This window comes from Providencia sp. PROV032 (assembly GCF_028484875.1).
In the GTDB taxonomy this organism is placed as follows: Bacteria; Pseudomonadota; Gammaproteobacteria; order Enterobacterales; family Enterobacteriaceae; genus Providencia; species Providencia rettgeri_E.
Window position 1 is genome coordinate 1 of the sequence record NZ_JAMPSX010000021.1, and the last position, 25,009, is coordinate 25,009.

Sequence of the window (25,009 nt, forward strand, 5' to 3'; positions counted from 1 at the left end):
GAGTAGCCGAACGCAGCCAACAACGCTGCGGCGCAAAGTGTGAAGAGTATTTAGTCTTCTTTTTCTTTGAGGGGAAGTAGAGCCCTAATCGCAAACCCACCACGCTCACTCTTATGGATCTCAATACTCCCTTCGTGGGCATCGACAATTCGGCGAATAATCGCCAGACCTAACCCTGTTCCTTTGTTGCTGCGAGCTTTCTCACCTTGAACAAATGGCTGGAATAGGCGGTGAATATCTTCTTCTTTGATACCTGCACCGTCATCTTCTACTTGGAACCAAACTGAGTCTTCAGTCTTACCGCTACTGACCTTGATCCAGCCATTACCATAACGATATGCATTGACTATCATATTTGTAATAGCACGTTTTATCGCTAATGGGTTACCATTCACAATCATTGAGCCTGGCTCAAGTGCGGTTTCAATTTCGCCGACGACGCTGCTTTCTGAGTTCACTGCTTCCATCAAGATAGCGTTAAGGTCACAGAATTCCATATCCATTTCTTGACCCGTTTTCAGGTAAGACATGAATTGGCCGATAATTGCATCGCACTCTTCAATATCTTTATTAATGGATTCAGCCAGATAGCTATCTTCTGGGCTCATCATTTCTGTTGCTAAACGAATACGAGTTAAGGGGGTTCTTAGGTCATGGCTTACCCCTGCCATTAAGACAGTTCGGTCGTTTTCTAAGGTTTTAATCCCTGTAGCCATATGGTTAAAAGAACGGATGGCGGCCCTGACCTCGGTGGCACCTTTTTCCTGCATTGGGGGCAAAATCACCCCTTTACCGACTTCACCTGCGTGGTACTCCAATTCAAGCAACGGCTTGTTTTGGTAACGTATATACAGCCATACCCCCGCAAAAATTGTGAGAAAAATCGTTAATGTATAGCGAAAAACAAGGGAGAACTGGTTCTGGCCAATTTCAGTCAGTGGAACTCGAACCCAAATATCAGGTGCAAGATAAGACGTTAACCATAGAATGGGGTACTCTCGGCCCAATTCGAGGTGAACACTCGCCTTGCCACCAATATATTCCGACATATGTTCACTTAGGAAATCATACTCTTTCGCCCAATTCAGCCCTTCTTCCATCGCTGCTGAATGTGCATAAAAAGTGATCCCCAATTCATTGTAGATTTTCTTACGTAACGCGGGAGATACCCGCACTGAGGTTACATCTTGTAGAACCATTTTCTCTGTCATTAATGTTCTTACTTCGTATGCCAATACCTTATTGAATTGTTGTAAGCTAGGCATCACAACAAAATTCAACACAACCATATAGCTGGTTACGAGGCTCGCAAACAGTAAGGCTACAAATAAAAATAACGAGCGAGAAAATGTACTACGCCTTGAAAACCTCAGTCGCTTCATGCTTTACTTCCATCCGGAACAAACACATAACCCAATCCCCAAACCGTCTGAATATAACGAGGATGTGCTGGGTCTTCTTCAACCATGCGACGCAAACGTGAGATTTGAACATCAATAGAACGTTCCATCGCACTGTACTCACGGCCCCGGGCTAAGCTCATTAGCTTGTCACGCGACAACGGTTCCCTTGGATAGGAAACTAATACTTTTAACACCGCGAATTCACCGCTAGTTAACGGCATATTTTCATCGCCTTGGAACATTTCTCGCGTTCCAAGATTTAATTTGAATTTACCAAAGGTAATTATCGCATCATCTTGAGATGGCGCACCTGGTAATTCATTAGCTTGACGACGTAATACCGCACGAATACGAGCTAGCAATTCCCGTGGATTAAAAGGTTTGGGAATATAGTCGTCCGCACCAATTTCTAAGCCAACGATGCGATCCACTTCTTCGCCTTTCGCTGTCACCATAATAATTGGAATTGGGTTATTTTGACTACGTAAGCGACGACAAATTGATAAGCCATCTTCGCCCGGTAGCATTAAATCTAAGACGATCAGGTGAATAGATTCCCTTGTCAGGATTCTGTCCATCTGTTCAGCGTTTGCAGCACTTCTTACCTGAAAACCCTGCTCAGTGAGATAGCGTTCCAGCAGCGCACGTAAACGCATATCATCATCGACGACAAGAACCTTATAACTTTCCTGCATTTTGTAGCCCTCAAGATGTGCATCTTTCAAATTATTTTTTTAATGAATGTAAGTAAAACAATATTAATGCTCACTAATTTACCACTAACATGGGATTTAATGAATCATTTTACACTTCAGAAGGTTAGTGGCCGATAACTTATTTCTAATACAAAATAAGTCACCTGCCCTCCTGGCGTATTTACTGTTATTTCATCATCAACCTGTTTGCCTATCAAGGCTCGCGCTACGGGAGAATCAATTGAAATCCATTGTTTTGTCGGGTTGAATTCATCAGCACCGACGATACGGAATATTCTGATATTTTCATTTTCATCTTCTAGTTTAACCCATGCGCCAAAAAAGACACGGCCTTCTTGGCGAGGATCAGGCTCAATAATTCTTAATTGATCTAGCCTTTTGGATAAAAAACGGATGCGTCTATCAATTTCACGCAACCTTTTTTTGCCGTAAATGTATTCTGCATTTTCTGAGCGATCCCCTTGAGCTGCGGCCTCTGAAACAGATTGAGTCACCCGAGGACGTTCATCCTTCCACAGGTACTTCAATTCTTTATCTAACGCATCCCAACCTTCACGTGTAATTAAAAGACTTTTAGTCATAACCTTCAAATATTAGCCAATGGAACCCATAATTATAATATTTTATAGAACATAATCTGAGACTTTCCTACCAATAGGCTCAAATTCAGTCTGGAAATTCTCGTTACCACCAAGTATAACAGTGCAATAAATTTTTAACTGTTCTTCCAGTAGGTATTTAAACAGTAGGTATTGAAACTCGACATGAATGAAACTCTAAGCCAAATTATTGCAGCGGAACTGCAAGCCCAGCCGAAACAAGTTTTTTCTGCAATCACGCTATTAGATGAAGGAAATACTGTCCCGTTTATTGCACGTTACCGTAAAGAGGTTACCGGTGGGTTGGACGATACTCAGCTTCGCCAGTTAGAAAGCCGTTTAGGGTACTTGCGTGAATTAAATGACCGTAAGCAAACCATCCTCAAGTCGATAGAAGAACAAGGTAAATTGACACCAGAGCTTGCCTCCGCTATTGACACGACGCTCAATAAAACCGAACTTGAAGACCTGTATCTTCCTTATAAACCAAAACGTCGCACCCGCGGGCAAATTGCTATTGAAGCAGGGCTCGAGCCTTTAGCAGATACCCTGTGGAATGACCCAAACCAGTCACCTGATGAACTCGCTAAAACCTATATCGATGCGGATAAAGGTGTGGCTGACGTTAAAGGCGCTTTAGATGGTGCTCGCTACATCCTTATGGAACGTTTCGCCGAAGATGCGGCTCTTTTAGCGAAAGTTCGTGACTATATTTGGAAAAATGCCCACCTTGTTTCTGTTGTTGCTGAAGGTAAGCAAGAAGAAGGGGTGAAATTTAGTGACTACTTTGAACATCACGAACCCGTTGCTCAGGTGCCTTCTCACCGAGCCCTTGCGATGTTCCGTGGTCGTAACGAAGGTATTTTACAGCTTTCATTAAACTGTGACCCTCAGTTCGATGAACCGCCAAAAGAGAGTTACTGTGAAGAAATTATTACCCGCCATTTAGATGTTCGTTTAAACAATGCGCCTGCTGACCAATGGCGTAAAGCTGTGATCAGTTGGACATGGCGCGTCAAAATATTACTGCACTTAGAAACCGAAGTGATGAGCTCACTGCGCGAAAAAGCTGAAGAGGAAGCTATTAACGTGTTTGCGCGTAACCTCAGTGACTTACTGATGGCGGCGCCAGCGGGAATGCGTGCCACCATGGGCTTAGACCCTGGCTTGCGTACTGGGGTAAAAGTAGCAGTCGTCGATGCGACAGGTAAATTAATTGCTACCGACACGATTTACCCACATACCGGGCAAGCCGCAAAAGCAGCAACCATCGTGGCCGCACTTTGCCAAAAACACAATGTTGAATTAGTGGCAATTGGTAACGGCACCGCTTCTCGTGAAACGGAACGTTTCTTTGCTGAAGTCCAAAAACAATACCCTGAAGTCACTGCACAGAAAGTGATTGTCAGCGAAGCTGGGGCTTCTGTTTATTCGGCCTCTGAACTTGCAGCGTTAGAATTTCCAAGCTTAGATGTGTCGTTGCGCGGTGCCGTATCCATTGCTCGTCGCCTACAAGACCCGCTGGCTGAATTAGTGAAAATTGACCCTAAATCCATTGGGGTTGGCCAATATCAACATGATGTCAGCCAAACACAATTAGCGCGTAAACTCGATGCAGTCGTCGAGGACTGTGTAAACTCGGTTGGTGTTGATTTGAATACCGCTTCCGTTGCCTTACTGACTCGCGTTGCCGGTCTAAGCAAAATGATTGCGCAAAACGTGGTAGATTGGCGTGACCAAAATGGCCAATTTAGTGATAGAAAGCAGTTGCTCAAAGTTGCACGTCTTGGGCCAAAAGCCTTTGAACAATGCGCGGGCTTCTTACGTATCACTGATGGTAAAAACCCGTTAGATGCTTCTACTGTTCACCCTGAAGCTTACCCGATTGTTGAAAAAATTCTTGAGTCTGTCCGCCAGCCACTCAAAGAAATTATGGGTAACTCACAAGTCCTTAATGCCTTGAGCCCACGTGATTTCACCACTGAGCAATTCGGGGTTCCAACCGTCACTGATATCATTAAAGAGTTAGAAAAACCGGGGCGTGACCCACGTCCTGAGTTTAAAACTGCCACCTTCGCCGAAGGTGTCGAAACCATGAATGACCTGACTTCTGGCATGATTTTAGAAGGTGCAGTCACCAATGTGACCAACTTCGGTGCTTTTGTGGATATTGGTGTTCACCAAGACGGTTTAGTTCATATTTCTTCACTTTCAAATAGTTATGTCGAAGACCCACACAAGGTGGTAAAAGCAGGCGACATTGTAAAAGTCAAAGTGTTAGATGTGGACATTGCACGCAAACGTATTGCGCTAACGATGCGTTTAGATGAACAAGCGGGGGATTCTAATAGTTCTCCTCGCCGTGCAGCCCCTGAACAGGATAAAAATACACGTAAAGCGCCTCAATCAAGAGGTAACTCACGCCAAAACAACGCATCTTCGGGTAACAGCGCCATGAGTGATGCCCTTGCCGCGGCATTCGGTAAGAAACGTTAACTTTCTTTATAGGCATCGCAATGTACCTATTGTGGCGCCTATTTCAATAAATAATGCTGTTATTGATTAAATCAAACAATGTATTGAGTATAATTCAGCCCCCTTCTCTTCACTGACTCCACCATTAATTTCGCTAGCGGAACACCGTAAACTCAATGCTTCGTTGATCCACATCAAGTCAAATTGACGAAAAAAGAGGCTAAATATAACAAAAGGTGGATGATTATGATTCTCATTGTTAATTAGATTTATTTTTGTTTGGCGACCTTATTTACCTGAGCAATTGCACTCTTTAACAATTGTCATCGATATCATTATTAATTAAATGATTAGGAAGACACTATGGCAATACTTCCTCAATGCAGTTACAAAATACTTGGTTTCTCTCCAGAAATCAGTCCTGCATACCGACAAAAACTACTCTCACTCGGTTTACTTCCGGGTTCTGTCTTTAAAGTGGTGCGCTTAGCGCCTTTTGGTGATCCTGTTCAAATAGAAACTCACCGCGTCAGCTTAGTGCTGCGTAAAAAAGATCTTGCTCTACTCAATCTAGATGAAGCGACCACCGTTTAAGTATTTCTTTTTTATTATTGGCAAACACTATGAAACGATTAACTATCGGCTTAATTGGTAACCCCAATGCAGGCAAAACGACCTTATTCAACCAGCTCACAGGGTCAAGGCAGCGGGTCGGTAACTGGGCGGGGGTCACTGTTGAACGAAAAGTGGGCCGCTTCCATACAGATGACCATAAAATCGAGCTTGTTGACCTACCCGGCACCTATTCTTTGACCACCATTTCTGAGCAAACCTCTCTTGACGAACAAATCGCCTGCTACTTTATTTTAAGTGGTGAGGCAGACATGCTCATTAATGTTGTCGATGCATCCAACTTAGAGCGTAACCTCTACCTGACATTGCAATTAGTCGAGTTAGGCGTTCCATGTATTGTCGCCTTGAATATGTTGGATATCGCTCAAAGCCAACATATTGATATTAATATTGCTGAGTTAGAAAAACAGCTCGGTTGTCCTGTGATCCCAATGGTTTCAACTCGAGCAACGGGTATCGATAAACTGAAAAAAACCATTGATACACATCCACAAAACAACCAACAAGCTCTTGTAGAGTATCCAGCACAATTATTACAAGCTGTAGATTCATTATCTGAACAAATTTCAGCACAACAATTTAGCCACCAGCAACGCCGCTGGTTAGCATTGCAGATCCTCGAAGGGGATATCTATAGCCGCCAACGCGCAGAAATATCTGAAGGACAATTGCTGGCGATACGCCAAACACTGAAAGAAAGCTTAAACGAAGAACCCGAATTACTCATTGCCGACGCACGTTATCAATCTATTGCGACCATTTGCAATGCTGCGATTAACAATAGTGCCGCTGAACCAAATCGACTAACACAATCACTGGATAAATTTATTCTGAGCCGTTGGCTCGGCGTACCTATTTTCTTGTTTGTGATGTATTTGATGTTCGTTTTAGCCATCAACATCGGTGGCGCCTTACAACCCTTCTTTGAAGGTGCGTCAGAAGCGATATTTATTCATGGTATTCAGTGGGTTGGTGCCTACTTTAGCTTCCCTGATTGGCTAACTATTTTCCTTGCCCAAGGTGTTGGTGGCGGTATTAACACGGTTTTACCGTTAGTGCCACAAATTGGGATGATGTATCTGTTTCTTTCAATACTGGAAGATTCGGGCTATATGGCGCGAGCTGCTTTCGTGATGGACCGCCTCATGCAAGCCTTAGGTTTACCGGGTAAATCTTTCGTGCCTTTGATTGTCGGTTTTGGCTGTAACGTACCGTCGATTATGGGCGCACGCACTCTCGATGCACCGCGCGAAAGGCTAATTACGGTCTTAATGGCACCGTTTATGTCTTGTGGGGCAAGACTGGCCATTTTCGCTGTTTTTGCGGCCGCTTTCTTCGGCAAAAATGGGGCCAGCGTGGTCTTTTCACTCTATATTTTAGGGATTGTTGTCGCTATCTTAACTGGGTTACTACTCAAACATACCCTGATGCGTGGCGAAGCCTCTCCATTTATTATGGAGCTTCCAGTTTACCATGTACCGCACATCAAAACACTGCTGATTCAAACATGGCAACGCCTCAAAGGCTTCGTAGTGCGTGCAGGTAAAGTTATCATCGTTGCCAGTATCTTTATTGGCGCATTAAATAGCTTTTCTTTCTCTGGTAAGCCTGTTGATAATATTAATGACTCCGCACTGGCTTCTGTCAGCAAAGTGATAACCCCGGCTTTACAGCCAATTGGCGTGCATGCTGATAACTGGCAAGCAACTGTTGGGTTGATTACCGGGGCGATGGCCAAAGAGGTGGTAGTGGGTACACTAAACACCCTGTATACCGCTGAAGCCATTACTTCTGAGCCGTTTGATGCAGAATCTTTCAACTTATGGGAAGAGCTGGGAGATGCGGTTTCTGAAACTTGGGATAGCTTAAAAGAGACCTTTACCTTAAGCGCGTTATCGAACCCTATCGAAGCTAGTAAAGGCGATGGAGAGATGGAATCCGGCTCAATGGGCACCATGGCCGCGAAATTTGGCTCAGGGATTGCAGCCTATAGCTACCTGATCTTCGTCTTGCTGTATGTGCCTTGTGTCTCTGTGATGGGGGCTATCGCACGTGAAACCAACAAAAGTTGGATGAGCTTCTCCATTCTGTGGGGCTTGAATGTGGCTTATAGCCTTGCAGCTCTGTTTTACCAAGTCGCCACATTCAGTGAACACCCACAAAGTAGCTTGATTACTATAGCCGCGGTTGTTCTGTTCAACCTTGCCTTGTTCATATTCTTACGTCGCATGCGTAGCCGCGTAACCTTCAACATCAAAAACAGAACCGCCGAGCAATGTTCTGGCTGTTCAAGCGATGCTTGCCACTAAGGAATAAAACGATGACCAGCTTGCTACAGGTAAGAGATTTAATCGCCTTATATGGGCAAGCTGACATCGCGCTACTCAGTGAGCAGCTAAATACACCAATTCCATTGATTCAAGCGATGGTTGAGAAGCTCGTCAGCTTAGAGAAAATTGAACAAGTTGATATCAGTGCTTGTTTAACAGGCAGTAGCTGTAAAGGCTGCCCTGAAAGTACTGATTGCACTCATTTTGTGTATAAAATCAAATAATAAGCACACCACAAAAAAAATCAGCCTCGAATTAGGCTGATTTTTTTATTTATTCCTCAATACGACTTTGAAAATCCAACAGGTATTCACAAAACTCATCAGGATGAGAAATAAATGGCGCGTGAGCGCTATTGCGCATAATCACGGATGGCGAATTCGGATACAGCTCATCTAAACTTGGCACTATTTTGCGCGGTACCAAGCCATCGAGATAGCCATAAATGCGTAAGAAGGGGATCGGTAACTGTTTTAATTCCTCGCGCAAATCTTCGGTACGCAATGATTCAAGCCCTGCATTTAACGTTTCAACCGTTGGAATAGGCTGTTCGAGTACCACAGATTTCAAGGTTTTTGCGTCGTTTCTGGCGCTTTCTGTCCCTAATGTCTGCAATGCTAAAAAACGCTCGACTGTGCGATGAAAATCGGCCGAAAGTTGCTGCTCGAAACCCAATAAAACCTCTGGCCGGATCCCTGCCCAACCGTTTTCTTCGGCTTTAAAACACGGGGAGGAAGCAACCGTAATGAGCCCTTTAACTTCATAGGGATGGTCAAGCGCGATACGGCTTGCAACTAGCCCACCAAGTGACCAACCAAGCCAAATCGCGTTTTTAGGGGCATGCTCCCACAAAATATTCGCCATCGATTGAATATTCATGGGGGAGAAACCTTGGCTCCGCCCATACCCCGGAAGGTCAACCAAATGAACCCGAAAGTGCGAAGCGATTCGCGGAATAATTGTTTGCCAGACTTGCGCATTCAGCCCCCATCCGTGCAGCAACACAAGATCTTGTTTACCTTCACCAACGGTCTGCCAATATAACTTTGCCATCGTTACACTCTCTTCATTCATTTATTTGCCAATTCGTTTTAACGGGACGCTACTATGCTAACAATGGAGGGGGGCTGCTGGCTATGCCATCAATCACTAAAATTATCTCACCAGGGGATTTGCCATTTTTGCCTCAAAGGACTACCTAAAATGCCAACCTGCTGTTTACGCTGCGCTTTACCCTGTGAGCAGCCGACCATGGAATGTGGACGCTGCCTAAAGAGCCCTCCCTCATGGCAAAGAATTATCACTGTAACCCCATACCAAGCCGCTTTACGTATGTTAATTCATCGTTTTAAATTTCAAAAACAACCTCAGCTTGCTTCTACTTTAGCACGTATTTTTGCATTATTTTGGCTCACAGGTTATCGCCAACAACAATGGCAAAAACCAGACTTAATCATCACCATTCCACTGCATCGTCACCGCCTATGGTGGAGAGGATTTGACCATATGGCATTAATAGGTGAAAATTTGTCCAGATGGTTAAATATTCCCTATTCGCAAAATTCATTATTGCGTAGTCGTGCTACACTGGCACAGACTACACTAAAACGTGAGTATCGCCGAAATAACCTAAAGGGAGCATTTACCTTAAACAGTTCGGTTTCAAACCTACATGTTGCTGTTATTGATGATGTTATTACAACAGGTTCTACCATGAATAGTGCAGCACAATTGTTGATTTGTGCGGGAGCGCATACTGTTGATGCATGGTCACTGTGTCGCACCTTGTAGGAAAGGGGTAAATGGGCGTATTATAACCAACTAAAGCAGTCAACTATTATTGAGCAAATGATTATGATTAATATTACTGAAGCAGCACAGGCTCATTTTGCCAAGTTGTTGGAAAATCAAGAGCCAGGAACTCAAATCCGTGTTTTTGTTATCAACCCAGGCACGCCAACCGCTGAGTGCGGTGTGTCGTACTGCCCTCCGGGTGCCGTTGAAGCCACAGATAAAGAACTAAAGTTCGAGAAGTTATCTGCTTATGTTGATGAAATTAGCGCCCCTTTCTTGGATGATGCCGAAATTGACTTCGTCACCGACCAACTCGGCTCACAACTGACATTAAAAGCACCGAACGCCAAAATGCGTAAAGTCTCTGATGACGCACCATTAATTGAGCGTGTTGAGTATGTTTTACAGTCACAAATTAACCCACAACTTGCCAGCCACGGTGGCCGTGTTTCCCTGATGGAAATCACCGATGAAGGCTTTGCAATTCTGCAATTTGGTGGCGGCTGTAACGGTTGTTCAATGGTCGATGTCACCCTTAAAGAAGGTATCGAAAAAGAACTTCTCAAAATGTTTGTAGGTGAGTTAAAAGGCGTTAAAGACCTGACTGAGCACCAACGTGGCGAGCACTCTTTCTACTAATCAATACCACGAATATTTGGCACTCGGTTCTTTACGGGTGCCTATCATTTAACCTTTTATGGGTTGTTACTTACTGTATTTGGTATTTTATGGACCATTTTGAAACATTAACACCAGAGCAAGCCTATCAACATTGGTTAGACGGCACCGCCATACTGGTAGATGTGCGAGACCCACAAAGTTTTCGTGCAGGCCATGCTAGTGGGGCCTATCACCTCACCAATGAGTCACTGAGCCAATTTCTAGAACAAACGGATTACGAACAACCTGTTATGGTGATGTGTTACCATGGGCATAGTAGCCAAGGTGCTGCACAGTATCTGATCAACATAGGCTTTGAATCGGTGTATAGCATCAATGGTGGATTTGAAGCATGGTTAAGGGAATATCCACAAGCCGTTACGGCTCTCTAGATGAGAAAACGCATTCATGATCCACATCACCTCCTTTGCTAATCCCAGAATGGCGCAAGCTTTTGTTGACTATATGGCGAGCAAAAATATTCACCTAAAAATAAAGCCATCACAGGAACAAGCCGTCTTTGAGCTTTGGCTAGAAGATGAGCAGCTTCAACCTCAAGTCCAAAAAGAATTAGATATTTTTCTACAAGACCCAAATCACCCCCGCTACCTAGAAGCCAGTTGGCACACAGGAAGCGCAGATACTCAATTTCAATATCGCAATTACCTAACTTGGGGTTATCTTAAAGAGCAATCTGGCCCTTTAACTATCGCTGTTATTTTGTTATCGGTTGTTGTATATCTTTGGGTAGAAATGACTGATGCCCGTGAAGTTCTACGTTATTTGGCATGGCCTATTGGCGACCAACAAACTGAGCTTTGGCGCTGGTTTAGCCCTGCATTGGTGCACTTTTCGCTATCACATATTGGTTTCAACCTTGCGCTCTGGTGGTTTTTGGCTGGGCAAGTAGAGCGAAAACTTGGGACGGGTAAGTTACTCACTATCTTACTGGTCTCTGCGCTGTTTAGTAACTGGGGACAATCGCTATTTAGTGAAAACAACTTTGGCGGATTATCCGGTGTTGTCTATGCTCTTGTCAGTTATGTGTGGTTAACGGGTGAACGTCGCCCTGAAAGTGGCATTAGCGTTCCTCGAGGGTTAATGATTTTTTCCATTATCTGGCTTTTTTTCGGTTATTTCGATGTTTTAGGCATGCATATCGCCAATGCCGCACATACTTCAGGGTTAATTATCGGCTTATTAATGGGAGTATGGGATAATAGACACAGTTTTAAACACCAGAGCTCCAGATAAAACATTTTAATAATTAGAGGCTAACGCTGTGAAACAAACCCAGAGACATGATGCAATAGTGGAACTTGTGCGTCTTCAGGGATATGTCAGTACTGAAGAACTCGTCGAACACTTTGAGGTTAGCCCTCAAACAATCCGTCGAGACCTCAATGATCTCGCTGAACAAAATAAAATTCAGCGGCACCACGGTGGCGCAGCACTGCCTTCAAGTTCGGTAAATGCGGCCTATAATGACCGTAAAATCATGTGGTCAGATGAAAAAGCGCGTATCGCGCAACATGTTGCGAGCCAAATTCCTGATGGTGCAACATTGTTTATAGATATTGGTACCACCCCCGAAGCCGTTGCCCATGCATTGGTTAATCACAAAAACCTACGCGTGGTGACCAATAACCTTAACGTCGCCACCTTGCTGATGCCAAAAGAAGATTTTCGCCTCATTTTAGCCGGGGGTGAAGTACGTTCACGAGATGGCGGTATTGTTGGTGAAGCGACCCTCGATTTTATTTCTCAATTTAGGCTTGATTACGGTATTTTGGGTATCAGTGGTATTGATATGGATGGCTCATTGCTTGAGTTCGATTACCACGAAGTTCGTACCAAGCGCGCGATTATTGAAAATTCACGCTGTGTCATGCTTGTCACCGATCATTCTAAATTTGGTCGTAACGCGATGGTTAATTTGGGTAATATGAACCTGATTGACTACTTATTTACTGATAAACAGCCACCAGACAGTATTCTCAAAGTGATTGAGCAACATAATGTTCAATTAGAGCTTTGTTAATCAAGAAATTATCCTCATGATGGTAGTTCCTACTACCATCATGCTTCTTGCTATTCCTCTATTTTAATCCTCAGCCTTACCGTCATTTTTTCTTTTTCGCGCGAAATTCTCTTTTTTCCATTGTGAATAACAATATTTTATGTGTGGGTATTGAAAAAAAATTGTTACCAATATCACGCAGTTGTTATTTTTTTCATTAATAATAGTTGGCATCACTATCTATTTTGACTACAATCAAATGAGCGAAAACGAACATTATTGAAAGTGTTTCGAACATCTCAGGGGGATGCATGGAAACTAAAGACTTGATTGTCATCGGCGGCGGGATCAACGGCGCTGGAATTGCAGCAGATGCTGCAGGTCGTGGATTATCGGTATTACTGCTCGAAGCTCAAGACTTAGCAAGTGCCACTTCATCTGCGAGTTCTAAACTCATTCATGGTGGCTTACGTTACTTAGAACATTATGAATTTAGATTAGTCAGCGAAGCGTTGGCTGAACGTGAAGTGCTATTACGATTAGCACCACATATTGCCTTCCCAATGCGCTTCCGCTTACCGCATCAGCCTCATTTACGTCCAGCTTGGATGATCCGTATTGGCCTATTCTTATATGACCATTTAGGCAAACGCGTCAGCTTACCAAGCAGCAAGAGTCTGAAGTTTAACCAAAATTCCGTACTCAAACCTGAATTAACGAAAGGTTTTGAATATTCTGACTGTTGGGTTGATGATGCGCGTTTAGTTGTATTAAACGCTCAAGAAGTGGTACGTAAGAATGGTGAGGTTCGTACTCGCACAAAAGTGACTCGTGCCTACCGTGAAAATGGCTTATGGGTTGTTGAAGCTCAGGACTTACGTACGGGTGAAACCCATACATGGAAAGCGAAAGGGCTAGTTAATGCCACTGGGCCTTGGGTAAAAGAGTTCTTTGATGATGGCCTGAAATTAAAATCACCTTACGGTATTCGCTTAATCAAGGGTAGCCACATTGTCGTTCCACGTGCACATGATGAACCACAAGCGTATATCTTACAAAATGAAGATAACCGTATTGTATTTGTTATCCCGTGGATGGATGAATTTTCTATCATCGGCACCACTGACGTAGAATATAAAGGCGATCCGAAAGACGTCAAAATTGATGAGAACGAAGTTAACTATTTACTGAAAGTGTATAACGACCACTTCAAAAAACAGTTAACCGTGAGTGATATTGTTTGGGACTACTCAGGTGTTCGCCCACTGTGCGACGATGAATCAGACTCCCCACAAGCCATTACTCGTGATTACACATTGGATATTCACGATGACCAAGGCCAAGCGCCATTGCTGTCGGTATTTGGTGGAAAATTAACAACTTACCGTAAATTAGCAGAAGCTGCTGTTACTAAATTAGCAGCATATTATCCAAATGCAGGCACCCCATGGACCAAAAATGGTCAGTTACCGGGTGGTGATATCGAAGGTTGTGACCGTGATGGTTATGCACGTGTATTACGTCAACATTATCAATGGCTTCCTGAAGGCTTAGCGCTACGTTTTGCCAGAACTTACGGTAGCAACAGTAAATTGATCCTTGAAGGCGCGAATTCACTCAGCGACCTTGGTGAAGCATTCTCTGCGAATGTCTACGAAGCGGAGTTACGTTACTTAGTCAAACATGAGTGGGTAACAGAGTTGGATGATGCTATTTGGCGTCGCACTAAATTGGGTATGTGGCTGAATGAAGAAGAAAAGCAGCGCATTGCTCAATGGTTAGCAAAAAATGGGTTGTCAGAGAATACCTCTGTATAATCGTAAAATCTCGTTGTTATAAAATCTCGTTGTTAATGGAAAAAGCCAGTCATCACTGTTTGACTGGCTTTTTTTATTTTAAATCGTTGCCAAGAATTTCAGAAAAGACCCAATCACGATAAGTTGTACAAATCAATTACGCCTGTTTATAATGTATGCGAATTTACCTCTCACCCAACTTCACAGGTACGCCTCACGATGAACTAAGCACTGCCAGAAAATATTTTCCAATACCCTTTTGGTATTCATTTTTCTGTTCCTGGCAGGCAAACGCTTTCATCGACACTTCTTGATAAGTCAACGACGTTGTCTGTCCTCATTATTTTGGAGGTACATATGACGATTGCTTGTCACTTTTCACAGCTCAATATTGAATTTAACCAAACCGCCCTTTTTCCACCGCTAAACGGGACGCTATCATGCCAAAAAAATGCCTTAATTGGTCATAATGGCAAAGGAAAATCCGTTTTGATGCGTATTCTTGCTGGCCAATTAGCCCCTACGAAAGGAAATGTACATTGGGATCTCCCCTCTATCTATGTCGGTCAATTAACCCGACTCACAGGAGACACTCTCATCGATGCCTTAGGCATCAATGAGCTTTATCATGCATTCTTACGCATTGAGGCAGGAAATGGTTCTTTGGCAGATTTTGAGCTCACAGAAGATAAATGGCATTTACCTTCCCAATGGCAAAGTCTATTGGACTCTGCGGGGCTCGCTATCTCAATGGAAGCACCTATCTCCCATTTAAGTGGTGGTGAACGTACCCGCCTCGCGCTTTGTCGTGCATTTCTTCATCAAGATCACTTTTTGCTACTCGATGAACCGGATAACCATTTAGATACACAAAGCCGGCAGTGGCTCAGCCAAAAACTCACAGATCACCGAGCTGGCTGCCTCGTTATTTCTCACAATAGAACCCTGTTAGGCGAAATGGATACTATTTTTGAATTAACAGAAAAAGGGTTACACGAGTATGGGGGGAATTATGCGTTATACGATACCCAAAAAAACTTGGAAATTGCCGCAATTGATGCACAAAGTGAGCGCTTAGAAAAACGTATTCACCAAGAGAAAAAGCAGCAACAGGCCACATTACAAAAAGCCGCTCAACGCAAGAAACAGGGGGAAAAAATTCGCTATGGTGGGTCGCAATCCTTACTGCTACTTGATATGCAAAAGAACCGTGCAGAAAAAAGGCAATCAAATGTCGCAGAACGGCACCAACGGGTTATGGATAACCTACAAAATCAACAACAGGAAAACCAAGAGAAAGTCCGCCATATCAAACCACAAAAAATGACGATTAACTATCAAAACGAAGGGAGTAAAGTCACCATTTTTGCTTCTGATTTGCATTTGCCCTACGGTTATTCATCACCACTTTCATTCACCATATACAGTGGAGAACATTGGCATATTCAAGGGCGTAATGGTTGTGGTAAATCAACCCTACTGAAGGTGCTTGCTGGCCTATTGCCATCAGATTCAGGAGAGTGCCGCCTCAGTGGTACATTTTGCTATTTAGACCAGCACCTCAACTTACTCGATAAAACATTACCTGTCGCTGAAGCACTTCATCAATACCAGCCCTTGTTTACCGTAGAGCAGTGGCGCACGCAATTAGGTATGCTGCGAATACGAGGAGATAAATCATTACTGCCACTACAACAGCTCAGTGGTGGTGAGCAGCTAAAAGCAACACTATTGGCACTCACACATAGCCCAAACCCACCTGCTATTTTATTACTCGATGAACCGGATAACCATTTAGACTTGGATTCAAAACAACTACTTGAAGCGCTATTGCAGGACTACCAAGGAACACTCTTACTGGTTTCTCACGATGACGCCTTTATTGCAAACTGCAATATAACCCATACGCTAAATCTTTCTGATAAATAACTGTCTACTAGGCCACTACCAAATTAGGTGTGGCCATCCGCTTTAATGGATAAACGTATTTTTAACGCGATGAGAAGCTAAAAAGTAGGGGATCCATAACACACAATAGAAGCTGCCATTTATAGCGGTAATAATATTTGAGTAGTTAATTTCCAAACCAAATATATATGGGAACACAAAACGAGCAACTAATACCATTAAAGTAAATAGTACCATGGTGGTGATAAACAGCCACTTCGCCTGTTTTTTCCATTTAACCGCAGCGATAAACGTCCAAAGAAATAGAGCAATTAAAACACCATAACCGAGTTGCAAGAGGTAAAAACCTGTCGCAAAGCCTGAAATATAAAAATCAGAATCCGCTTCAGTTGCCAATGGCCATGCAGTTTGTACTTGCGAGATTTCTTGCAATAGCATCGTGACCGTTTTGTACAACATATAAAACAGACCAATAACCGGTAAAATTAACCATCCACCGATCCCTTGTAACGGTTTTTTAGCCACTTGTTGAGCCACCGATGATATTATTGCAGACTCTGTTTGCGGGGTTGATTGCTGAATATCCATTCCAATAACCTTTATTTACTTTTTACTTTGCATTTTATCTTCAAGAAATGCTTTGAGTACAACGGCCTGATTATATTCTGTATTTTTAGCACTGTATAACAGTGTTAAATCACCTTGTTTTGCCTGAGCAACCAGTACCTGCCAAGCTGCTGTGCTATTAAGTTCCTGCTGGTACCGCTCAATAAATTGTGCAAACTGATCCGTGTGCTGATGAAACCATTTTCGTAGTTCATTAGAAGGTGCAACGTCTTTATTCCAAGAGTCGTGTTGTAAATCAGTTTTTTTTATTCCTCTTGGCCACAGTCTATCAATAAGTACGCGATAACCGTCGTTATCATCGACTGGGTCATAAACTCGTTTGCATTTAATCATCATTTACCTACCCAATTAATAAACCACAGAATTTTATTTGTTAATTTACAAAGGTATTTTTGACACGCCTTGAAACTAAAAAATACGGTATCCAAATTGCACAGGCAATGAGAGCCCGAAAAATATCTTTGATATCGGAGGTCTCAACCTCTAAATCTAATAAGACACTTGCGAGTATAATATCCGTAACCGTTAAAACTAAAGAAAAGATCTGGAAAAAAATATAAATTTTAATTGTGAGCTTTTTCGTTGTAAAAAAGACATAACTGAGGAAAAGTAAGGTCGCATATAAAATAATGTTACCTAAAACCTCAAAATAGATTAGTTCTTTAAATAATGGAATAAATGAACTTGATTGTGGGTCTGTTAATTCAACCCAATATTCAATCACTTGAGTATTTTGCTCATAAATAGAAAAAGGCAAAATAATCAAGGACAATATTATCCCTAACATAGGAAAAATAAGCCATCCACCAATGCCTTTTAATTCTTTCCTTGGTTGCGGTAATGGTACCGAAGTGCCATGAGATGAACTGTGATCCTCAGTTTTCATTTACACTTCCTTATTCTATGGATAAATAACATCAGTACAAAATTAATAACCCTATATAAGATAGCATACCTATTCAGTAAAAAATGAGTCGATCAATGTGCTAATTCACAATAATATTGCTAATAAAGAACAATCTGACAAGGCCATCATTATGCCAGTATTCACCGCACAGCTAGCACTCCCAACAAATTACCTTTACAGTGATTTTTTTGCCTTTCATCTGAGAGATCAACACAATGTTGCGGAAATAGTGGAAGAAAATACATTACATAAAGGTATAATATGGCAACAACATGCAACAAAAATGACATTGGAGCTTAAAAAACAACAAGCAACGATTTCATTAGCGATTGACTCTCCATCTATCATTATCAATGAGCAAGATTTACTAACGCTGGCACAACATGTACTTGGTTTGAAACAAAATATTGATGAGTTCGAAAAATGCTACCTTGAAACTCCAATACTTGGACAGCTCATTGAAAAACAAAGAGGATTGAGGATTTATCAATCGGCTAGTGCATTTGAAGCGTTAGTTTGGGCTATTATTGGCCAACAAATCAGTGTTCATGCAGCTATTGCCATTCGTCGGCGATTTATCCAAGCCGTGGGGATCCAACATACTTCGGGTATTTGGTGTTTTCCCGATACGCCACAGGTCAGGTCAGTTGATGACGAAACGCTGCGCCAAACAGGTTTTTCGAAGGGTAAAATTATCGCCCTCAGAGCTCTTTGTGAAGCCATTGAAAATCAAAAAATTGATTTATCACGGCTCGTCACTCACGCCAATGCAAATCAAATAACTGAACAATTATTACAAATTAAAGGAATTGGCCCTTGGACGGTAAGCTATGCTTTACTCCGAGGATTTAATTATTTGGATGGCTCTTTACATGGAGATGTGGCGGTAAGACGTAATTTGCAAACATTGCTCGATAAACCAGAACAACCCAGCGCCAAAGAAACAGAAAAATGGTTGGAACAATTTACCCCATGGCGTGCATTGGTTGCCGCCCATTTGTGGCGTAGTCAATCAGCCGCAGGATATTGATGAATAAAAAAGCCCAATCCATCTGAATTGGGCTTTCCAGCTATTCACAAGAATAACTTAACGTAGCCAATTCGTTTTCACTAATTGAACGACTTCATCACCGCGACCACTCATAATCGCTTTTAACATATACAGACTAAAACCTTTCGCTTCTTGCGCTGCAATTTCTGGCGGCATAGACAGCTCTTGTTTGGCGGTCAAGACATCAACGACCACAGGTCCATCATGGGCAAACGCTTCTTTTAATGCGCCGTCTAGGTCTTCACTTTTTTCAACACGGATCCCTTTGATACCCGCAGCATTCGCAATCGCTGCAAAGTTAGGGTTATGTAAATCAGTCCCAGCGGTCAAGAAACCTGCCACTTTCATTTCCATGGCCACAAAACCAAGCACGCCATTGTTATGAATGATAATTTTTACTGGCAATTGCATTTGAGAAAGAGAGATAAAATCCCCCATTAGCATACTGAAACCGCCATCACCGCACATGGCAACCACTTGACGTTTTTTATCAACGGCCTGCGCACCAATAGCTTGTGGCATCGCATTCGCCATTGACCCATGGTTAAAAGAGCCAATTAAACGGCGTTTACCGTTCATTTTCAAGTAGCGTGCAGCCCATACTGTCGGGGTTCCAACGTCACAAGTGAAAATCGCATCATCCGCAGCTAATTCACTAATTTTTGTTGCAAGATACTGAGGATGTATTAATCCTTCATGACCCGGTTTAGCGAGATCATCTAACCCTTTTCGAGCCTCTGCATAATGTTTTAAAGCGCCGTCAAGGTGTTTTGTATCCTGCTTAGCCTGTAAATGTGGCTGTAATGCATCCAATGTCGCTTTAATATCCCCAATCAGCCCCATATCAATATGGCAATGGGAGCCCAAGCTGCCAGCATTGATATCAACCTGAATGATTTTAGCCTCACTTGGGTAGAAAGGACGGTATGGAAATTGTGTTCCTAACAAAACAACTGTATCTGCGTTCATCATTGCGTGGTAACCTGATGAAAAACCAATTAAACCTGTCATTCCGACGCTGTATGGGTTATCCCATTCAATATGTTCTTTACCACGTAACGCGTGTACTACCGGCGCTTTTAGGGTTTCTGCTAGCTTAACCACTTCATCATGGGCACCTGCGCAGCCATTACCACAGAATAGCGTGATATTCTTAGACTGATTCAGCAGTTCGGCGAGTTTTTCGATTTCACTTCGCTGAGGCATAATCAGTGGCGCTTGCGGCTGATACCATGTCTCTTTCGCTGACTCTGGCGCATCTTTCAGCGCAATATCACCCGGAATCACAACAACTGATACCCCTTTATTCAGGATCGCTTTACGCATAGCAATACCGAGAACTTGTGGAATTTGTTCTGGGTTAGAGACCATTTCACAATAATGGCTGCACTCACGGAATAATTCAGTTGGATGGGTTTCTTGGAAATAGTTACTACCAATTTCACTGGATGGGATATGAGCTGCAATTGCTAATACGGGTACTCGATTACGGTGACAATCATACAACCCATTGATAAGGTGCATATTTCCGGGTCCACAAGAGCCCGCACAGACAGCTAAATTGCCGGTTAACTGAGCTTCTGAACCGGCAGCAAAAGCAGCAACTTCCTCATGGCGGGTTCCTAACCACTCAATCGCGCCTTGACGACGCAAGCTGTCGGTTAAGCCATTCAACGAGTCTCCTGTAACGCCCCAAATACGTTTAACACCTGCATTATCAAGTACTTTTGCAATATAGGATGCAACACTCTGTTTTTTCATAATGGCACTCTTTTAAGTCGGATGTGATACCCTTGATATCTTGCAGCTCAAAATATGAAAGGTACTTTTAGAAATATAACAACATTCAAAGTAGAATCTTGTCATACTCGCGTATATCAAACCCAATATCGATAATAGATTGATTGTAACTAAGTAAATTCCTCATTCCTACTCATCAAATTAAATATAAAACAGAACAGCACAATCCACCGTTATTATCAAAAGAAGAGGATAGCAACAAGATAAATAAATAGGCGAGTTATTAATAACTTAAGCAAAACAAGAGCATCATAAAAAGATGTGGTTATCTGCGTATATTATTCATTACAGTCACACCATTGTTTCCACCATATTAAATCAATAACCTTATATATTTATGACAGACTAAAATTCACCAAAAAATATATACTAAATTGATTTAAAACAATTTATATTCACCTAATTCATCCCCAAGGTTCTATTTTTTCAAGTATTAAATTCAATCGTTATATTGCCAATATAAAATCCCAATAACGCGTATGAATCAGTATAAAGCACCTACATTTTACATTTGCTCGATATTAATGTAGTATTAGCACTGTATTTTTTAACTCAAGGTGACTTTTTTGCTGTATTTAAAAGACAGACATTCTCATTATTCTACCCATTACATATCTATTTTAGCCTGTTATTTCAGCGCTACATAAAAACACTAAAAACTTATCTATTGCGTAAACAACGTCTATTCTAAATAATAAGGTTTTATATTTTCTGATGTATGAAAACCCATATCTTAAGTGCTGTTGTTTCGATTATTGAAATTAAAATAAGAGGATGGTTTCATGAGATTCAAGAAGAAAAAAGAAAAGCCGTTAAATATTAGTGATATTACTATTATTGATGACGGTAAACTCAAAAAAGCAATTACCGCGGCTTCGCTGGGTAATGCGATGGAATGGTTTGATTTTGGGGTATACGGTTTCTTAGCCTATGTTCTAGGTCAGGTTTTCTTTCCGGACGCATCACCGAGCGTACAGATGATTGCCGCATTAGCCACTTTCTCCGTGCCTTTCTTAGTTAGGCCATTAGGTGGGGTCGTTTTTGGTATCTTAGGTGATAAATACGGCCGTCAAAAAGTCCTTTCGATGACAATTATCATCATGGCAGTCAGTACCTTCTGTATTGGTTTGATCCCATCATATGAAAGCATTGGTATCTGGGCACCTATTCTGTTATTAATTGCTAAGCTAGCTCAAGGTTTCTCTGTAGGTGGGGAGTATTCTGGCGCAGCTATCTTCGTTGCAGAATATTCACCAGACCGTAAACGTGGCTTTATGGGAAGCTGGTTAGACTTTGGCTCTATCGCCGGTTTCGTTTTAGGTGCGGGTGTCGTAGTACTAATTTCTAGTATCGTTGGGGAAGCCAACTTCCATGATTGGGGCTGGAGAATTCCGTTCTTCTTAGCATTACCGTTAGGGGTCATCGGGTTATATCTACGTCATTCACTGGAAGAAACCCCAGCGTTCCAACAACATGTTGAATCGTTAGAAAAACAAGATAAAGCCAATATTCAAAACCCACCCAAAATCTCAGTGCGTGAAGTGGCGACTAAGTATTGGAAAAGCTTGATGATTTGTGTTGGCTTGGTTATCGCAACCAACGTGACTTACTATATGTTGCTGACCTACATGCCAAGTTACTTATCACACAACCTAAATTACTCTACTGACCATGGTGTGCTAATTATTATTGCTATTATGATTGGTATGTTATTTGTTCAACCGATTATCGGTTTAACTAGTGATAAAATTGGTCGCCGCCCATTTGTTATTACCGGTAGTGTCGGTCTGATTTTATTGGCATACCCTGCATTTATGTTAATCAACAGTGGTTCTGTTGGCTTAATTTTCCTAGGTTTATTAATTTTAGCGGTGCTGTTGAACTGCTTTACTGGGGTTATGGCTTCCATTTTACCCGCGATTTTCCCAACGCACATTCGTTACAGTGCATTAGCGATTGCCTTTAATATTTCAGTATTAATTGCCGGTGCGACACCGACTGTTGCGGCATGGTTGGTCGAATCAACCACTGACTTATATATGCCAGCTTATTACTTAATCGTGATTGCTTTAATTGGCTTATATACGGGTATCAGAATGCCAGAAACGGCAAATAAACCATTGCGGGGCGCAACACCTGCGGCATCAGATAAAGCCGAGGCAAAAGAAATTCTTAGCGAGCACTTTGACAATATTGAACAAAAAGTTGAAGATATTGACGAACAAATTGCTGAACTTGAGAAAAAACGCCAATCCTTAATCAATCAGCATCCTAAATTAGATTAAACATAATAGGGCCGTTTACCGGCCCTTTGTTTTGACTTCAACAAAAATGTTAACCGAGGAGGGAGGCGATGGCAGCCAAACAAGTTTGTCATCTTATCTGGTTTCGCAATGACCTACGGGTCACTGATAACAAAGCACTTTCCTCCGCCTGCGCAGATCCAGATGCGCAAGTCATCGCCCTATTTACTGCCACCCCTGAGCAATGGCAACAACATGATATGGCTGAGCGACAAATCTCCTTTATTCACCAAAACCTCGTTGAACTGCAAAATTCACTCGCTGAGCTTGGTATTCCACTGGTTTGTCAAACTGAGGCGAATTTTGCCGATGCGGCACAATGGGTACTCGATTACGCAAAGACGCAACAGGCTGATGCCTTGTTTTTTAATCGGCAATACGAGTGGAACGAAAAACAACGGGATGAATGGTTAATCAATCAACCTCATGGGTTGCATATCCATGCTTTTGACGATTACTTATTACTTCCCCCGGGTTCCGTCACGAATCAAAAAGGGGAGATGTATCAAGTCTATACCCCTTTTCGCCGAGCTTTCATCACCCAACTTACCGTGACAGATTGTCGTTCACTGCGTGCCCCAGAAAAACGAGCTTTCGCCATCAACATTGATAAAACTTTACCGTTATTTCCGCATCAGCCCATTGAAGACTCACCACAATTTCCTGCTGGTGAAAAATCTGCTTTAACGCGACTCAGGCAGTTTTGTTCCCAGAAAGTCGCCGGTTATAAAAACGATAGAGATATTCCTTCTATTGATGGTACCAGCCAATTATCACCTTACCTCGCAGTGGGGGTGCTGTCCCCTCGCCAATGCTTCAACCGATTACAAGCAGAAAATCCCCAAGTGTTGGATTACCCAGATAGCGGGGCATTCACTTGGTTAAATGAGTTAATTTGGCGTGAATTTTATTCGCATCTTTTAGTGGCGTTCCCACGCCTATGTCGCCATCAGCCATTTATTCAATGGACACAACACATTCACTGGAATGATTCTTCAACCGATTTTGCCGCATGGAAAACGGGACAAACGGGTTACCCAATTGTGGATGCCGCTATGCGCCAACTGAATACAACAGGTTGGATGCATAACCGTCTACGTATGATTGTGGCTAGCTTTTTAGTCAAAGACTTACTGATTGATTGGCGCAAAGGTGAAAAATACTTTATGAGCCAACTCCTTGATGGCAGTTTAGCCGCAAATAACGGCGGTTGGCAGTGGTCAGCCTCTACTGGCGTTGACGCCTCCCCTTGGTTTCGTATCTTTAACCCAACCACTCAAGGGAAAAAGTTTGATGTGCAAGGGACTTTTATTCGCCATTGGTTACCCGAATTACAGCAAGTTCCCGATAAGTATATTCATACACCCCATGAATGGGCGGTGCTCAGCAGCACACCGATTAATTATCCAGAACCGATTGTTGACCATAAACAAGCCCGTCTCGCCACTCTAGCGGCATTTGAAGCGGGTAAGCGTAATAGTTTGAAGCAATAAATCGTTTAAAATACGATAAATAGCAAAGTTATTATTTGCTTTAAGAATTACTATAGCGCTTCAATCATAAGGAGCAGATATGAGCGTTATTTTACAAGTTGATTTCCCGTATCAAGGGCCTTGGGGCGCAGAAATGACCGTGGCAATGGATGAATTAGCCAATTCAATCAACCAAGAACCTGGTTTTGTGTGGAAAATTTGGACAGAAAACCAACAAACTCAAAAAGCCGGAGGCGTTTATTTGTTTACCTCTGAAGCCGATGCCAAAGCATATCTACAAAAACACAGCGCACGCCTGAAATCTTTCGGTATCCCTGAAGTACGTGGTGAAATTTTTGCGGTCAATACCGCGCTTAGCCAATTGAACCAAGCGCAGTTTATTACCAACTAACCGCTTACTGACGTTGAAATTCACATAACCACATCTGAGGTAAATAAGCCATTGGCTTGTACAGCAAAATGACTTTTTACCTCATCACAACAGAAAATGATTG

General features: G+C 42.5%; 23 protein-coding genes. 15 read left to right on the forward strand and 8 right to left on the reverse strand.

Features of this window, described 5'->3' with window-relative positions; all coding sequences use genetic code 11:
• Window positions 1–50: 50 nt before the first annotated feature.
• The 3 genes from envZ to greB all read right to left on the reverse strand — a co-directional run bounded on the left by envZ (window position 51) and on the right by greB (window position 2,700).
• Window positions 51–1,382: a two-component system sensor histidine kinase EnvZ gene (gene envZ, locus PSF42_RS14470; protein WP_272680266.1), complete on the reverse strand. Its 1,332-nt coding sequence runs from the start codon at window positions 1,380–1,382 to the stop codon at window positions 51–53.
• Window positions 1,379–2,098, reverse strand: coding sequence for an osmolarity response regulator transcription factor OmpR (ompR, locus tag PSF42_RS14475; RefSeq protein WP_004266122.1), 720 nt, complete (start codon window positions 2,096–2,098; stop codon window positions 1,379–1,381). Before ompR ends, envZ begins: the two co-directional genes overlap by 4 nt.
• Before the next feature lie 116 nt (window positions 2,099–2,214).
• Window positions 2,215–2,700, reverse strand: a complete 486-nt coding sequence (gene greB, locus PSF42_RS14480; protein WP_125891757.1) for a transcription elongation factor GreB — start codon at window positions 2,698–2,700, stop codon at window positions 2,215–2,217.
• Between the two features lie 183 nt (window positions 2,701–2,883).
• On the opposite strand from greB, the gene PSF42_RS14485 reads away from it, so the two are divergent.
• From PSF42_RS14485 to PSF42_RS14500, 4 genes are all read left to right on the forward strand, one after another.
• Window positions 2,884–5,214, forward strand: coding sequence for a Tex family protein (locus tag PSF42_RS14485; protein WP_272680267.1), 2,331 nt, complete (start codon window positions 2,884–2,886; stop codon window positions 5,212–5,214).
• A gap of 342 nt (window positions 5,215–5,556) precedes the next feature.
• Window positions 5,557–5,787, forward strand: coding sequence for a ferrous iron transporter A (gene feoA, locus PSF42_RS14490; RefSeq protein WP_004266125.1), 231 nt, complete (start codon window positions 5,557–5,559; stop codon window positions 5,785–5,787).
• A 29-nt stretch (window positions 5,788–5,816) separates the two neighbouring features.
• The gene (gene feoB / locus PSF42_RS14495) at window positions 5,817–8,135 is read left to right on the forward strand and encodes a Fe(2+) transporter permease subunit FeoB (RefSeq protein WP_272680268.1); all 2,319 of its coding nucleotides are present in this window, start codon (window positions 5,817–5,819) and stop codon (window positions 8,133–8,135) included.
• A gap of 11 nt (window positions 8,136–8,146) precedes the next feature.
• Window positions 8,147–8,380 carry a FeoC-like transcriptional regulator gene (locus tag PSF42_RS14500; RefSeq protein WP_125891760.1) on the forward strand — a complete coding sequence of 78 codons (234 nt, stop codon included), beginning with the start codon at window positions 8,147–8,149 and terminating at the stop codon, window positions 8,378–8,380.
• Between the two features lie 49 nt (window positions 8,381–8,429).
• Here PSF42_RS14500 and bioH read toward each other — a convergent pair whose 3' ends face one another.
• Window positions 8,430–9,209, reverse strand: coding sequence for a pimeloyl-ACP methyl ester esterase BioH (gene bioH, locus PSF42_RS14505; protein WP_272680298.1), 780 nt, complete (start codon window positions 9,207–9,209; stop codon window positions 8,430–8,432).
• A 54-nt stretch (window positions 9,210–9,263) separates the two neighbouring features.
• Here bioH and PSF42_RS14510 point away from each other — a divergent pair, with 54 nt between their 5' ends.
• From PSF42_RS14510 to PSF42_RS14540, 7 genes are all read left to right on the forward strand, one after another.
• Complete coding sequence (locus PSF42_RS14510; protein WP_125891762.1) at window positions 9,264–9,947, forward strand: DNA utilization protein GntX; 684 nt, start codon at window positions 9,264–9,266, stop codon at window positions 9,945–9,947.
• Between the two features lie 63 nt (window positions 9,948–10,010).
• Complete coding sequence (gene nfuA, locus PSF42_RS14515) at window positions 10,011–10,589, forward strand: Fe-S biogenesis protein NfuA (protein WP_125891763.1); 579 nt, start codon at window positions 10,011–10,013, stop codon at window positions 10,587–10,589.
• A gap of 89 nt (window positions 10,590–10,678) precedes the next feature.
• The gene (gene glpE, locus PSF42_RS14520) at window positions 10,679–11,002 is read left to right on the forward strand and encodes a thiosulfate sulfurtransferase GlpE (RefSeq protein ID WP_004262879.1); all 324 of its coding nucleotides are present in this window, start codon (window positions 10,679–10,681) and stop codon (window positions 11,000–11,002) included.
• Window positions 11,003–11,018: 16 nt separating this feature from the next.
• Complete coding sequence (gene glpG, locus PSF42_RS14525; RefSeq protein WP_125891764.1) at window positions 11,019–11,864, forward strand: rhomboid family intramembrane serine protease GlpG; 846 nt, start codon at window positions 11,019–11,021, stop codon at window positions 11,862–11,864.
• Between the two features lie 28 nt (window positions 11,865–11,892).
• Complete coding sequence (locus PSF42_RS14530) at window positions 11,893–12,651, forward strand: DeoR/GlpR family transcriptional regulator (protein ID WP_004262881.1); 759 nt, start codon at window positions 11,893–11,895, stop codon at window positions 12,649–12,651.
• 290 nt (window positions 12,652–12,941) lie between these two features.
• Window positions 12,942–14,447, forward strand: a complete 1,506-nt coding sequence (glpD, locus tag PSF42_RS14535; protein WP_248467392.1) for a glycerol-3-phosphate dehydrogenase — start codon at window positions 12,942–12,944, stop codon at window positions 14,445–14,447.
• Window positions 14,448–14,783: 336 nt separating this feature from the next.
• The gene (locus PSF42_RS14540; RefSeq protein WP_213913525.1) at window positions 14,784–16,355 is read left to right on the forward strand and encodes an ATP-binding cassette domain-containing protein; all 1,572 of its coding nucleotides are present in this window, start codon (window positions 14,784–14,786) and stop codon (window positions 16,353–16,355) included.
• Between the two features lie 42 nt (window positions 16,356–16,397).
• Here PSF42_RS14540 and PSF42_RS14545 read toward each other — a convergent pair whose 3' ends face one another.
• From PSF42_RS14545 to PSF42_RS14555, 3 genes are read right to left on the reverse strand one after another with little or no spacing between them, the layout of a single operon-like run.
• Window positions 16,398–16,922, reverse strand: coding sequence for a DUF2569 family protein (locus PSF42_RS14545; RefSeq protein WP_213913524.1), 525 nt, complete (start codon window positions 16,920–16,922; stop codon window positions 16,398–16,400).
• A 15-nt stretch (window positions 16,923–16,937) separates the two neighbouring features.
• Window positions 16,938–17,294 carry a DUF488 domain-containing protein gene (locus PSF42_RS14550; protein ID WP_125891845.1) on the reverse strand — a complete coding sequence of 119 codons (357 nt, stop codon included), beginning with the start codon at window positions 17,292–17,294 and terminating at the stop codon, window positions 16,938–16,940.
• 40 nt (window positions 17,295–17,334) lie between these two features.
• Window positions 17,335–17,847, reverse strand: a complete 513-nt coding sequence (locus PSF42_RS14555; protein ID WP_213913523.1) for a DUF2569 domain-containing protein — start codon at window positions 17,845–17,847, stop codon at window positions 17,335–17,337.
• A gap of 151 nt (window positions 17,848–17,998) precedes the next feature.
• On the opposite strand from PSF42_RS14555, the gene PSF42_RS14560 reads away from it, so the two are divergent.
• Window positions 17,999–18,898 carry a DNA-3-methyladenine glycosylase family protein gene (locus tag PSF42_RS14560; RefSeq protein ID WP_125891768.1) on the forward strand — a complete coding sequence of 300 codons (900 nt, stop codon included), beginning with the start codon at window positions 17,999–18,001 and terminating at the stop codon, window positions 18,896–18,898.
• Between the two features lie 57 nt (window positions 18,899–18,955).
• On the opposite strand, the gene poxB is transcribed toward PSF42_RS14560, so the two are convergent.
• Window positions 18,956–20,680, reverse strand: a complete 1,725-nt coding sequence (gene poxB, locus PSF42_RS14565) for a ubiquinone-dependent pyruvate dehydrogenase (protein ID WP_125891769.1) — start codon at window positions 20,678–20,680, stop codon at window positions 18,956–18,958.
• A gap of 821 nt (window positions 20,681–21,501) precedes the next feature.
• Between poxB and proP the strand changes: the two genes are divergently transcribed.
• The 3 genes from proP (at window position 21,502) to PSF42_RS14580 (ending at window position 24,906) form a co-directional block, all read left to right on the forward strand.
• The gene (gene proP / locus PSF42_RS14570) at window positions 21,502–23,004 is read left to right on the forward strand and encodes a glycine betaine/L-proline transporter ProP (RefSeq protein ID WP_125891770.1); all 1,503 of its coding nucleotides are present in this window, start codon (window positions 21,502–21,504) and stop codon (window positions 23,002–23,004) included.
• A gap of 68 nt (window positions 23,005–23,072) precedes the next feature.
• Window positions 23,073–24,515 (forward strand): deoxyribodipyrimidine photo-lyase, encoded by a 1,443-nt coding sequence (gene phrB, locus PSF42_RS14575; protein ID WP_272680269.1) that lies wholly within the window; start codon window positions 23,073–23,075, stop codon window positions 24,513–24,515.
• 79 nt (window positions 24,516–24,594) lie between these two features.
• Entirely contained in the window at window positions 24,595–24,906 is a 312-nt protein-coding gene (locus PSF42_RS14580; protein ID WP_213913520.1) for a monooxygenase, read from the forward strand.
• Window positions 24,907–25,009 lie beyond the last annotated feature (103 nt).

Coding starts and splice junctions, on each gene's coding strand:
- envZ (WP_272680266.1), bottom strand. CDS start 1,382: ATGAAGCGACTGAGGTTTTCAAGGCGTAGTACATTTTCTCGCTCGTTA.
- ompR (WP_004266122.1), bottom strand. CDS start 2,098: ATGCAGGAAAGTTATAAGGTTCTTGTCGTCGATGATGATATGCGTTTA.
- greB (WP_125891757.1), bottom strand. CDS start 2,700: ATGACTAAAAGTCTTTTAATTACACGTGAAGGTTGGGATGCGTTAGAT.
- PSF42_RS14485 (WP_272680267.1), top strand. CDS start 2,884: ATGAATGAAACTCTAAGCCAAATTATTGCAGCGGAACTGCAAGCCCAG.
- feoA (WP_004266125.1), top strand. CDS start 5,557: ATGGCAATACTTCCTCAATGCAGTTACAAAATACTTGGTTTCTCTCCA.
- feoB (WP_272680268.1), top strand. CDS start 5,817: ATGAAACGATTAACTATCGGCTTAATTGGTAACCCCAATGCAGGCAAA.
- PSF42_RS14500 (WP_125891760.1), top strand. CDS start 8,147: ATGACCAGCTTGCTACAGGTAAGAGATTTAATCGCCTTATATGGGCAA.
- bioH (WP_272680298.1), bottom strand. CDS start 9,209: ATGGCAAAGTTATATTGGCAGACCGTTGGTGAAGGTAAACAAGATCTT.
- PSF42_RS14510 (WP_125891762.1), top strand. CDS start 9,264: ATGCTAACAATGGAGGGGGGCTGCTGGCTATGCCATCAATCACTAAAA.
- nfuA (WP_125891763.1), top strand. CDS start 10,011: ATGATTAATATTACTGAAGCAGCACAGGCTCATTTTGCCAAGTTGTTG.
- glpE (WP_004262879.1), top strand. CDS start 10,679: ATGGACCATTTTGAAACATTAACACCAGAGCAAGCCTATCAACATTGG.
- glpG (WP_125891764.1), top strand. CDS start 11,019: ATGATCCACATCACCTCCTTTGCTAATCCCAGAATGGCGCAAGCTTTT.
- glpD (WP_248467392.1), top strand. CDS start 12,942: ATGGAAACTAAAGACTTGATTGTCATCGGCGGCGGGATCAACGGCGCT.
- PSF42_RS14540 (WP_213913525.1), top strand. CDS start 14,784: ATGACGATTGCTTGTCACTTTTCACAGCTCAATATTGAATTTAACCAA.
- PSF42_RS14545 (WP_213913524.1), bottom strand. CDS start 16,922: ATGGATATTCAGCAATCAACCCCGCAAACAGAGTCTGCAATAATATCA.
- PSF42_RS14550 (WP_125891845.1), bottom strand. CDS start 17,294: ATGATTAAATGCAAACGAGTTTATGACCCAGTCGATGATAACGACGGT.
- PSF42_RS14555 (WP_213913523.1), bottom strand. CDS start 17,847: ATGAAAACTGAGGATCACAGTTCATCTCATGGCACTTCGGTACCATTA.
- PSF42_RS14560 (WP_125891768.1), top strand. CDS start 17,999: ATGCCAGTATTCACCGCACAGCTAGCACTCCCAACAAATTACCTTTAC.
- poxB (WP_125891769.1), bottom strand. CDS start 20,680: ATGAAAAAACAGAGTGTTGCATCCTATATTGCAAAAGTACTTGATAAT.
- proP (WP_125891770.1), top strand. CDS start 21,502: ATGAGATTCAAGAAGAAAAAAGAAAAGCCGTTAAATATTAGTGATATT.
- phrB (WP_272680269.1), top strand. CDS start 23,073: ATGGCAGCCAAACAAGTTTGTCATCTTATCTGGTTTCGCAATGACCTA.
- PSF42_RS14580 (WP_213913520.1), top strand. CDS start 24,595: ATGAGCGTTATTTTACAAGTTGATTTCCCGTATCAAGGGCCTTGGGGC.